This is a genomic window from Pelagihabitans pacificus (genome assembly GCF_009371985.2).
GTDB classification, from domain to species: domain Bacteria; phylum Bacteroidota; class Bacteroidia; order Flavobacteriales; family Flavobacteriaceae; genus Pelagihabitans; species Pelagihabitans pacificus.
This window is the reverse complement of sequence record NZ_VIKU02000004.1, coordinates 495,068-505,588: the sequence shown is the minus strand read 5'-3', so window position 1 is coordinate 505,588 and position 10,521 is coordinate 495,068. Positions and strand designations below refer to the sequence as shown.

Genomic DNA, 10,521 nt, shown 5'->3' with positions numbered 1-10,521 from the left:
CCAAGGAAGAGGCCCTCTTTCTCGAAAGATTCCTTAAAAGGATGAAAAGCCGAAAATTCGTTGAGAAAGTCATCGCGGACCCCGACATCCTCGACGACCTCCTGGCCGAAAGATGAACACCCCCCCCTGGTTCCCCCGAAGCGTCGGGGCTGGAGGTACCACTTGAAACCCTGCATATGCGGGGTTTTTTGTTTACAATACGCGGCGTAATTGTCAAAGCCCATGAGACCTTAGTTCATGGTACACAACTATTCTCGTGCGCCATTTCCATTTTTTATCAAATCTTCCAGAAAACCCGTTATAAATTCAGTTTTTTCGATGAATTTGAACCAACTTACCATTCATTTCCCAATATTTTCCATTTGACCAATTCTTTTCCGAGAACATCCTCTAGACCCCAATTTTGTGATAAAGAACATTGAAAATGAAAACGCTACTCTCACTTTTGAAAAAGGAATTGGACGCCGAAAACCGGTTGGCCTTTTTGACCTGTCTCGTTATTTCAATTACCATATTCTTTATTATCAAAGTGATTACTAGGCAAGTGCCCCTCTAAATTATTTGCCCTGCCTTACCGACCTTTATCTGCCAAGTTGATTAACTTTAGGGTCTTTAAAACGGCATGTAGATGGTATTGAACACTCTCAGAAAACTCTTCAAAAGAGATCTCCAAAAGTTAGCTACCGAAATTACCTCCTATAAAAGCGAAGGAGCACTTTGGGCCATAAAGGGCGATATCCTTAATTCTGGAGGTACGCTTTGCTTGCACCTGATCGGAAATCTCAATGCCTATATCGGGGCGGAATTGGGCAATACAGGTTATAAAAGGCAAAGGGAAAAGGAATTCTCGCAGCGGGATGTCCCGAAAGCGGAGCTGTTGAGAGAAATTGGAAAAACACAAAAAATGGTCGACCATACCTTGGATTGCTTGGACGAAGGTGTTTTGGAAGAGGAGTATCCGCTTTTGGTTTTCAGGGAGAAAATGACCACTGGTTATTTTTTGATTCATCTAGCGACCCATCTTACCTATCACCTTGGCCAAATAAATTATCATAGAAGATTATTAGATTCGTAACGCTAAAATATAGCTTTTGAACACTTTTGATACGATTACGCCTATTGCAGAGGTAGCGGCCTTTTTGCTTTCAAAAGGCTGGATATCAACCGATGAGAAGGTACATCATATAGAAAAACCGGGGGAGGGCAATATGAACGTAGTACTACGTGTGCGTACCAATCAACGCTCTTTTATCCTTAAACAGTCGCGGCCCTATGTACAAAAGTATCGGCAGGTCGAAGCTCCACTTGCCCGTATCGCCGTAGAACATCGCTTTTACCAACTGGTTCAAGACCCTTCCATTGCCGAACATCTTCCTGAAATCTATGCGTATGACCCTTCGGATCATCTGATGATGATGGAAGATCTGGGTCAGTGCGAGGACATGACCTATCTATACCAAGACCGGGAAATAGATGCCTCACAGCTCGGGAAACTGGTGTCTATCTTAGAAAAAATCCATCAAACATCGATTCCTGAAGATTTCCCCGAAAACCTGGAAATGCGACACTTGAACCACCAGCATATCTTTGTGCTACCTTTTTTAGAGGATAACGGGTTTGAACTGGATGCTGTTCAAGAAGGCCTCCAAAAACTATCCTTGCCCTATAAAAAAGATTGGGCACTGGCCCAAAAGATTTCCGAAATCGGAAAAAAATATTTGGCCAAAGGCACCGTACTACTGCACGGCGATTACTACCCCGGCAGTTGGATGGTGAAGGGAAAGAACCTCTATGTCATTGATCCCGAATTTGGATTTGCAGGTTTCCCCGAGTTTGATTTAGGGGTGATGGCGGCACATTTGGTGATGGCGACCATGGACGGCGAATACCTCAAAACCATTCGAAGGCATTACCAAGGAAATTTCGACCCTCACTTGATGAAACAGGTTGCGGGAATCGAAATTATGCGCCGATTGATTGGGTTGGCCCAACTTCCACTTCAACGGAGTATCGAGGAAAAAGACTATCTTTTACAGATGGCCCACAAAATGATTTTATCATGAGAAAAGTCGGTCTTTTCACAATCATGGGCGTTCTGCTCATCACGGGGTGCAAACGCCCTAAATCCAAGGTGGATATTCCTTCCCCTAAAAAAGTGGCTTATACCGGCGACTCGCTCCGGCTATCGGAGGAAGTCTATTATGATAAGGTACTAGGGGCCTTGGTCGGTTCGGCCATTGGGGATGCCATGGGCGCTTCTACCGAAATGTGGCATCGCAAGGACATTCAGTTAAAATACGGCTACATTACCGGACTTACGCCTGCGGTAAGGGTTCAGTCGCCCGAGGGCACATGGGACCATAATTTGGTGGCGGGGACTACTACCGACGACACCCGATGGAAATATTTGATGGTCAAATACTTTGGTGAACACAAAGGTGAATTGAATGCCCGAAATTTTTCCGGTTTCATTAGCGACCATTATCAAACCGTGGTAAAAACCTTGGGAGATGAGGAAGTCTTGACCGATACCGAGGCTTTGGACGAGCGCATCGAAAAAATGGAATGGATCAAGGAATGGGCCCGGGTCGCCATGGGCTATCAGGAAAGTCAAACTGCCTACCAAAAGGCACTTAACCGTTTCTACGGTGGGGAAATGTCATGTGCCGGACAATTGTACACCCCCATGTTCGGTCTGCTGGCCCATAATCCGGAAGAAGCCTATGATATCGCCTACGAACATACCCTTTTTGATTTGGGATATGCCAAGGATATTTCAGCCCTGGTCGCCGCTATGACCCATATGGCATTGCGCACCCAAGATATAGATTCCATACTTGACCCCGCCACTTTCATAGACCCTTTAGGATATCAAGACAGTCGGTTGGTGGGCCGTATTCCTTACTCCATTGCCGATGGGTCGATAAAGAGTGTACTCGCCGTGAAAGATCTTGTGTTGATCGACTCGTTAGTGGCAAAAGACTCCCTGGTTTATAGAATACCCACCGGATTTCCTGGAAGCCGTGACGAATGGGTCCGTCAGGAAATGGTCAACCAACTCTTGGAAAAAGATGAAAAGGCCATTGCATTCCATGCGGGGGAAATTTGGCAAATACTGATCACCTCACTTCAATTTGGGGAAGGCGATTTTGAAAAAACGATGCGGTTCATCGTGAATTACGGGCGGGACAATGATACGGTAGCCGCTATCGCCGGAATGATCTTGGGTGCGAAAGAGGGGTACACAAAACTTCCCGAGGATTTAAAAAAGGAGGTTCTTCGGGTAAATAGGGAAGTATTGGGAATCGACTTGGAGGTATTGGCGAAAGAACTGGTTGCACAATCCAAAATGTAAAAGTGGCACCCTTTTTTCAATGGTATGCGCCCTTAATCCAAACTAATCGCCCAATGCCCATTCCACTGCCTTATGCGCATGTATTTTGGTGGTATCAAAAACGGGAAGGGACACATCGTTTTCCGATAGTAACAACCCTATCTCGGTACAACCTAGGATGACTCCCTCGGCCCCTCGGGATTGTAGGTTTTCCGTAATCAATTTATAGCGTTCCCTGGAGCTTTCCGTCATTTTTCCATGTACCAACTCATTGTATATAATTGCGTGCACCTCCTCTCTTTCCGAAGTTTCGGGGACCAATACTTCCAAACCGAAGTCATCTTCCAGAAGGCCTTTGTAGAAAACTTCCTCCATCGTAAATTTGGTCCCTAGCAAGCCTATCTTTTGCAAGCCAATTTTTGCGATTTCCTCCCCGGTAGCCAAGGCGATATGCAAAAAAGGGATTTTTGTGTGTTGTTTGATGGCATTGCTACATAAATGCATGGTATTCGTACACAGGATGATAAAATCTGCCCCGGCTTTTTCCAAACGTTGGGCGGCATCCACCATTTTTTGGTTCAGCGCATTCCAACTTCCCACATGCTGTAAGGCTTCGATTTCGGCAAAATCGACCGAATACAACAGAATCTTGGCCGAGTGGTGTCCCCCTAGGATTTCCTTTACCTTCCTGTTAATCGATTCGTAATAAACGATTGAAGATTCCCAACTCATTCCTCCTATTAATCCGATGGTCTTCATACACTTGCGGAATCGTTACCAGATGCCCTTGAGGGGGCTTACCATTACTTCTTTTAAACGTAGCGTGGACTTGGACGTGTTTTGGACCTCCACGGTAGTATAGTGCTCCGTAGGGAATATTTGTGCTGTCATCACATACTGTCCTTTATCGATAAAGACTTCAACAGAGGACCAATCGATCAATATCCGCACCTCATACTCCCCACCTGGAAGGTTTTCAATGGGTATCTGCTGCATGGTATTTGCAAACCTCTCGTTGAAATCGGTTTTCCCCGACGCTATCCGGTCCAATAGAAAAAGTTGTTGCCCACTATCCATGGTCAATACGGTTTCTTCTCCATTTGAATTCTTGAGTTTGAGTATGAAATCCCTACCGGAAGTGGTGAACTTCACTTCGGCCTGACTCAAATTGGTAAGCTCGATGTTTTCGTTCGCTCCAACTTCCAGTTCCACCTCTTTCTTTAGGGGTTCGGTGCGTAATGTTTCCAAGGCTTTTATAGGGTAATTGAACAAGGTATACTCGTCTGCTATCTTCTCCAAATAGAGGGTTCTGGGAACCGTCATCGCACTACGCCACATTTCGGTCGGGGTCTCCCGGGCGTAGGCCCAATTGCTCATCCACCCGATAAAAATTGGTTTGTCATCAGGGGCATTGCTGTAAGTGACCCCTGCATAATTGTCGGTACCCCAGTCGAGCCATCGAGTACCTTTTTGGTCAGTAGTGAACCGCTTTCCATCAAAATCGCCTACAAAATATTGGGTGCCGCTGCCGCCGTTCGGCGCGCCGGGATTCATACTGATCAACAGGACCCATTTTTCCTCGTCACTATCCTCAACTTTTACCTTGAACAGATCAGGACATTCCCAAACCCCGCCATGCGCTCCTTGGTTTCTACCGAACTCACTTAGTTTGGACCAAACTTTCAGGTTGCTTGAGCCCCACAACTGCAAATGATCACCGGCTACCAAACTCATAATCCATTGATTGCTTTGGTCGTCCCAGAACACCTTTGGGTCCCGAAAATCTTTTAGGCCTTCATTGCCTATGACCGGATTTCCCTCATACTTTGTCCATGTATCACCATTATCCAGACTATAAGCAATTCCTTGGGTTTGATAATTATTTCTTCCCGCTTTTTCGCCCTCCATGTCGTGATACGTGAAAACTGCCACTAAAGGTGCATTGTCGGCAGTACCAAAACCGGAGGTATTGTTCGTGTCGACCACCGCGCTTCCAGAGAAGATATACCCATGTTCGTCGGGGAAAAGTGCAATAGGTTTGTGATTCCAATGTACCAAATCGGTGCTGATTGCGTGGCCCCAATGCATTGGACCCCACACAATGTCTTCGGGATAGTATTGATAGAAAAGATGGTAGATACCCTCATGGTAGACCATACCATTAGGGTCGTTCATCCACTTTTCCTGAGGGGAAAAATGGAATTGGGGCCGGAAGGCTTCCTTGTAGGAACTATCGACTGATTCCAATAAAGTTGGCTCGACTTTGGATTCCTTGTTTTTACAAGCCGCTAAACCGGCCAACATGCAAATAAACAGCACCCATTTTATGAATACACTCATCACACAATTTTTGCAATACCTACATAATAGTGATTCCATGAAAACCTCTAAAATACTATCTTTGCACCTCTTTTATTCGATTCGTATGAAATTTTTACCTTACCTAGTCATTTTCTTAATTGGACTGAGTCCCATTTTAGGGCAAAAATCCATTGAAAAGGCGCTGGAGACCTGGAACAAGGGAAGCGTTCCCTATATCGGGGTGACCGAAGTCGCAAAAATGCAAGATGTGGTTTTACTCGACGCCAGGGCCAAGGAGGAGTTTGAGGTAAGTCATTTGAAAAACGCGCTTTGGGTAGGTCATCAAGAATTCGAAATCGATTCGGTGCTAGCCCTACTGCCCGATAAAAATAAACCCGTAGTAGTGTATTGCAGTATAGGAGTGCGATCCGAAGATATCGGGGAAGAATTACTGGAATTTGGTTATACCGACGTAAAAAACCTCTATGGCGGAATTTTTGAATGGAAGAACAACGAGTATTCCGTGGTAGATCAAGAGGGAAAGGAAACCGAGAAAATTCATGCCTTTAATAAAAACTGGGGGGAACTGTTGAAAAAAGGGGAGAAAGTATACAGTAATAAGTAGTCAAACTTGGTGTTATCCTTAATTTATAAATCCGTAAGTAGTTTCTACCCAACCTAGTGTTCGCATTTGATTTTGACATATCCTTGAATTTGATACTTGAAGTAAAACTAACATAATCGCTTTTGGGCATTATCAATCCATTTAAAAAAGAACTTGACAAAAAAACGGTGCACTATCGGTTAGTGGTCCCTGGAAACTTGTTGATCATCTTTACCCGTAATCCAGAATTGGGAAAGGGCAAGCGCCGATTGGCGGCCACCGTAGGTAACCAAGCGGCTTTGGAAATCTACCGCTTTCTGTTGGCACACACCGCCAAGATAACCGAAAACCTAGCGGTAGAAAAACACGTGTATTATTCCGAAAGCATCGGAAGCGATGATCTTTGGAATGAGGGCACCTACACTAAAAAACTGCAGCAAGGCGAAGATTTGGGCGAGCGTATGGCCAATGCCTTTTTGGAAGGATTCGCCGCAGGCTTTGAAAAAATCTGTATCATAGGAAGCGATTTATACGACATGGAACAGCAAGATATCGAGAATGCCTTTCTCGCATTGACCGATAATGATTTTGTGATAGGTCCTGCGGAAGACGGCGGCTACTACCTGTTGGGAATGAAAACCTTTACCCCTTCGCTTTTCCAAGAGAAGGAATGGGGAAAGAGCACAGTATTGGATGCCACCCTTTCCAATTTAGAAAATGGCAAGGTACACTTGCTTCCTATTAGAAACGATGTAGATACCTATGAGGACATTAAGGATGTGGAAGTCTTCCATCCTTTTATAAAACATCTAAAGAATGACTAAAAAACAGCTAGAGGAATCGGTTGCCTATCTCAAAAATAAAGGGTTCGATCAGCCCGAAATCGGTATCGTACTAGGCACGGGGCTGGGGCAATTGGTAAACGAAATACAAAATTCCATAGAGGCCCATTACAACCACATCCCCTTCTTTCCGTTGGCTACTGTGGAATTTCACAGTGGGAAATTGATATATGGTACCCTTGAGGGTAAGAAAGTGGTTGTTATGCAAGGGCGTTTTCATCTCTATGAGGGCTATGATTTTTTGGATGTTACCTACCCTATCCGCGCAATGCGGGAACTGGGCATTCAAAAGTTGTTCATTTCCAATGCAGCCGGTGCGATTAACCTCGACTTCAGAAAAGGGGATATTATGTTGATCGAAGACCATATCAACCTACAAGGAGGATCTCCACTTGCCTTTCGAAATGTGGCCCAATTTGGTGAGCGGTTTGTGGATATGAGTGCGCCCTATGACAAAGAAATGTGCGAGAGATTGGTAGCCATCGCCCGTAGGGAGGGTATTTCGATGAAGCAAGGAGTGTACGCCTCCGTGATCGGGCCCCAGTTGGAAACCAAAGCCGAATACCGTATGCTCAAAATCATTGGTGCCGATGCCGTGGGAATGAGCACCATTCCCGAAGTAATCGTCGCCAATCATTTACGACTACCTGTTGTAGCAGTATCGGTCTTGACCGACGAATGTGATCCTGATAACCTGCAACCTGTTAATATTGAGGAGATTATCGAAGTAGCCGGTAAAACGGAACCTAAAATGATCCGGTTGTTTAAAGAGTTGATAAAGGAAATTTGAAAAGTGGGCGGGAAGGAGTGATGCGCAAAGCGTTAAGCGTAAAAGCGCAAAGCGTGCAACATAATGCACAGAGCGTAGAGCGTAGAGCGTGCATAAATAAAAAAAACACGACCGGACCTCGTAGGTCGTCAGCATATAAATATTGTTTACTATCCGAACTTGAATTTGATTCAGTATGAGCTATTTAGACGCCACCAACGATTTGTACAGGGAAGCAGCCTTGACACCCGATGTAGGCCTTTGTTGTACCACAAACCCCATTTGGCAGTTCCCCGGCCTATCGATTCCCAGAATAATGCAGGAGATGAACTACGGCTGCGGAAGTACCGTTTCCGCCCAAGATTTGACCAACAATCCCAAGGTTCTATATGTAGGGGTCGGAGGAGGAATGGAACTCCTGCAATTTGCTTATTTCTCCCGGCAAAAAGGGGGCGTCACGGGTGTTGATGTACTCGATGAGATGTTGAAGGCTTCCCGAGAAAATTTTAAGGTCGCCGAACAGGAAAATGACTGGTTCAAAAGCGAATTTGTGAATCTTATTAAAGGAGATGCCTTGAACCTTCCGGTGGCGGACGAAAGTATTGATGTAGCTGCCCAGAACTGCTTGTTCAATATTTTTAAGTTGGATGACCTAAAAAGGGCGGTCGCCGAAATGTACAGGGTATTAAAACCACATGGGCGGTTGGTAATGAGCGACCCAACGTGCGAACAACCAATGAACGAAACCTTGCGAAACGACGATCGGTTACGGGCCCTATGCCTCAGCGGGAGTATTCCTATCAAAGAGTATGTGAAGGTATTGACCGACGCAGGTTTCGGCACCATTGAGATCCGTGCCAGAAAATCGTACCGCGTATTATCGCCGAACCATTATCCCACGGACGAACTCATCTTTATCGAATCCATCGAAATTGCGGCCATTAAGGATCCAATGCCCGTAGACGGACCTTGCATTTTTACCGGAAAAACAGCAATCTATTATGGGGATGAAGACTATTTTGACGACCAAAAAGGGCATGTGCTCCTACAAAATCAGCCGCTTGCCGTTTGTGATAAGACGGCAGCCGCCTTGGCTAAAGCCAGCGATGAAATACATATCAGTAGGAGTACGTGGCATTACAACGGCGGGGGATGTTGTTAGCCTGCAAACGTAATTTTGTAAGGTTTTGGTACCACATCCTACTATCATAAAAGAAGTATTCAAAGTAATTGGAATGCATTACATACTCTTGTTCTCCCTACTTCTGAGTTGTTCGGGACCCATCGTCATTAAAGGCGACCAAACGGTCCCTACAGTAGATCATTCCTCTTGGAATGAGCTATTGCAAAAACATGTGGACACTGAAGGAAATGTCGATTACCAAGGTTTTGTCACAGATAAAGAAGCGTTGGCGAACTATTTAGAGCGCTTGGCAAAAAATCCGATTGCCAACAATGCGGATAAGAATGAACGATTGGCCTACTACATCAATCTGTACAATGCCGGGACCGTTCAGCTGATTTTGGACAATTATCCCCTTAAAAGCATCAAGGATATTTTCAGGCCCTGGGGTAAGGACATTATACCCATTGGCAACGACTCGTACTCGTTGGGAGATATTGAGCATAAGATTTTACGAAAGATGGACGAGCCTCGTATTCATTTTGCCATCAATTGCGCTTCCTATTCCTGTCCGAAATTGTTGAACAAGGCCTATACCGCCGACAAGATGGATGCACAATTGGAACAGGCGGCTATTGATTTCATCAACGACCCCAAACGAAACACCATCGAAGCGGATACCGTAGTACTGTCGGAAATCTTTAATTGGTTCAAAAGAGACTTTACCAAAAACGGTTCGCTATTGGAGTATATCGACCACTATGCGAATACAACGATCGATAAAAACGCGAAACTCAGTTATCGAAACTACGATTGGAGCCTGAATGAAGCTAAATAATCCAACAATAAGTATAATCATTCCCGTCCTGAATGAGCAGGAGTGTATCGGGGATACCTTGAACTATCTCCGGGAAAACAGTTCATCTTTTAACCTAAAGGAAATTTTGGTCGTAGATGGCGGCAGTACCGACCGTACTGTAGAAATCGCTCAAAAACAGGGAGTAAGGGTTGTTTCGTCGGCAAGAGGGAGGGCCAAACAGCAAAATGCGGGGGCGAAACATGCACAGGGTGATGTCTACTACTTTCTCCACGTAGATACCCTACCCCCAAAAGATTTTGACCAAAGTATTCTAGAGGCGGTAAATAAGGGGCATCAGGTAGGCTGTTTTCAGATGAAGTTCGATAGCGACAGTCGCTTTCTCAAATTTTTCGCATGGTTTACCCGTGTCAACATTAAGTTGTGCCGTGGGGGAGATCAGTCTTTGTTCATCACTAAGGACCTCTTTCAAAAATCGGGAGGCTTCAACGAACAGTACCTTGTATACGAAGACAATGAGTTTATTGGGAGACTCTATGGGTTGGCCCCTTTCAAAATTTTGCCTCGAAAGGTAAAGACCTCCGCCCGTCGGTATGAAGAAAGAGGTGAGGTCTCATTGCAATATCACTTCGGCATGATACATCTCAAAAATTATCTAGGGGCCGGACCGGAACAACTCCTAGACTACTACAAACGGAAAATAGTGTCCTAAAAATCGACTTGTCCGATTG

12 protein-coding genes are annotated in these 10,521 nt (G+C 45.1%); 10 read left to right on the top strand and 2 right to left on the bottom strand.

From position 1 onward, the window contains the following. The first annotated feature begins 424 nt into the window (after positions 1 to 424). The 4 genes from FK220_RS20215 (at position 425) to FK220_RS15290 (ending at position 3,355) form a co-directional block, all read left to right on the top strand. A complete protein-coding gene (locus tag FK220_RS20215; protein ID WP_262887911.1) occupies positions 425 to 556 on the top strand; it encodes a hypothetical protein in 132 nt (43 codons plus the stop codon). A gap of 72 nt (positions 557 to 628) precedes the next feature. Further along, on the top strand, positions 629 to 1,075 hold the full coding sequence (locus FK220_RS15300) for a DinB family protein (protein WP_152575205.1): 447 nt from the start codon (positions 629 to 631) through the stop codon (positions 1,073 to 1,075). A gap of 16 nt (positions 1,076 to 1,091) precedes the next feature. Next, a complete protein-coding gene (locus FK220_RS15295) occupies positions 1,092 to 2,063 on the top strand; it encodes a phosphotransferase (RefSeq protein ID WP_238719045.1) in 972 nt (323 codons plus the stop codon). Further along, positions 2,060 to 3,355 (top strand): ADP-ribosylglycohydrolase family protein, encoded by a 1,296-nt coding sequence (locus FK220_RS15290; protein WP_152575204.1) that lies wholly within the window; start codon positions 2,060 to 2,062, stop codon positions 3,353 to 3,355. The genes FK220_RS15295 and FK220_RS15290 overlap by 4 nt, the downstream gene beginning before the upstream one ends. 42 nt (positions 3,356 to 3,397) lie before the next feature. Here the strand turns inward: FK220_RS15290 and FK220_RS15285 are convergent, their stop codons facing one another. Further along, entirely contained in the window at positions 3,398 to 4,093 is a 696-nt protein-coding gene (locus FK220_RS15285; protein WP_152575203.1) for an aspartate/glutamate racemase family protein, read from the bottom strand. A 15-nt stretch (positions 4,094 to 4,108) separates the two neighbouring features. Continuing rightward, positions 4,109 to 5,674, bottom strand: coding sequence for a glycoside hydrolase family 32 protein (locus FK220_RS15280; RefSeq protein ID WP_238719044.1), 1,566 nt, complete (start codon positions 5,672 to 5,674; stop codon positions 4,109 to 4,111). 85 nt (positions 5,675 to 5,759) lie between these two features. Between FK220_RS15280 and FK220_RS15275 the strand changes: the two genes are divergently transcribed. The 6 genes from FK220_RS15275 (at position 5,760) to FK220_RS15250 (ending at position 10,502) form a co-directional block, all read left to right on the top strand. After that, positions 5,760 to 6,260: a rhodanese-like domain-containing protein gene (locus FK220_RS15275; protein WP_152575202.1), complete on the top strand. Its 501-nt coding sequence runs from the start codon at positions 5,760 to 5,762 to the stop codon at positions 6,258 to 6,260. Between the two features lie 122 nt (positions 6,261 to 6,382). Beyond that, on the top strand, positions 6,383 to 7,063 hold the full coding sequence (locus FK220_RS15270; protein WP_238719043.1) for a TIGR04282 family arsenosugar biosynthesis glycosyltransferase: 681 nt from the start codon (positions 6,383 to 6,385) through the stop codon (positions 7,061 to 7,063). Then, a complete protein-coding gene (locus FK220_RS15265; RefSeq protein ID WP_152575201.1) occupies positions 7,056 to 7,871 on the top strand; it encodes a purine-nucleoside phosphorylase in 816 nt (271 codons plus the stop codon). Before FK220_RS15270 ends, FK220_RS15265 begins: the two co-directional genes overlap by 8 nt. Positions 7,872 to 8,046: 175 nt before the next feature. Continuing rightward, complete coding sequence (gene arsM, locus FK220_RS15260) at positions 8,047 to 9,012, top strand: arsenosugar biosynthesis arsenite methyltransferase ArsM (RefSeq protein ID WP_152575200.1); 966 nt, start codon at positions 8,047 to 8,049, stop codon at positions 9,010 to 9,012. Positions 9,013 to 9,085: 73 nt separating this feature from the next. Next, positions 9,086 to 9,811, top strand: a complete 726-nt coding sequence (locus FK220_RS15255) for a DUF547 domain-containing protein (protein WP_152575199.1) — start codon at positions 9,086 to 9,088, stop codon at positions 9,809 to 9,811. Beyond that, positions 9,798 to 10,502 (top strand): TIGR04283 family arsenosugar biosynthesis glycosyltransferase, encoded by a 705-nt coding sequence (locus FK220_RS15250; protein WP_152575198.1) that lies wholly within the window; start codon positions 9,798 to 9,800, stop codon positions 10,500 to 10,502. The genes FK220_RS15255 and FK220_RS15250 overlap by 14 nt, the downstream gene beginning before the upstream one ends. The last annotated feature ends 19 nt before the right edge of the window (positions 10,503 to 10,521 follow it).

Excerpts from the sequence above, each read along its gene's own strand:
- FK220_RS20215 (WP_262887911.1), top strand. The coding sequence starts at position 425 with ATGAAAACGCTACTCTCACTTTTGAAAAAGGAATTGGACGCCGAAAAC.
- FK220_RS15300 (WP_152575205.1), top strand. The coding sequence starts at position 629 with ATGGTATTGAACACTCTCAGAAAACTCTTCAAAAGAGATCTCCAAAAG.
- FK220_RS15290 (WP_152575204.1), top strand. The coding sequence starts at position 2,060 with ATGAGAAAAGTCGGTCTTTTCACAATCATGGGCGTTCTGCTCATCACG.
- FK220_RS15285 (WP_152575203.1), bottom strand. The coding sequence starts at position 4,093 with ATGAAGACCATCGGATTAATAGGAGGAATGAGTTGGGAATCTTCAATC.
- FK220_RS15280 (WP_238719044.1), bottom strand. The coding sequence starts at position 5,674 with ATGAGTGTATTCATAAAATGGGTGCTGTTTATTTGCATGTTGGCCGGT.
- FK220_RS15275 (WP_152575202.1), top strand. The coding sequence starts at position 5,760 with ATGAAATTTTTACCTTACCTAGTCATTTTCTTAATTGGACTGAGTCCC.
- FK220_RS15265 (WP_152575201.1), top strand. The coding sequence starts at position 7,056 with ATGACTAAAAAACAGCTAGAGGAATCGGTTGCCTATCTCAAAAATAAA.
- arsM (WP_152575200.1), top strand. The coding sequence starts at position 8,047 with ATGAGCTATTTAGACGCCACCAACGATTTGTACAGGGAAGCAGCCTTG.
- FK220_RS15255 (WP_152575199.1), top strand. The coding sequence starts at position 9,086 with ATGCATTACATACTCTTGTTCTCCCTACTTCTGAGTTGTTCGGGACCC.
- FK220_RS15250 (WP_152575198.1), top strand. The coding sequence starts at position 9,798 with ATGAAGCTAAATAATCCAACAATAAGTATAATCATTCCCGTCCTGAAT.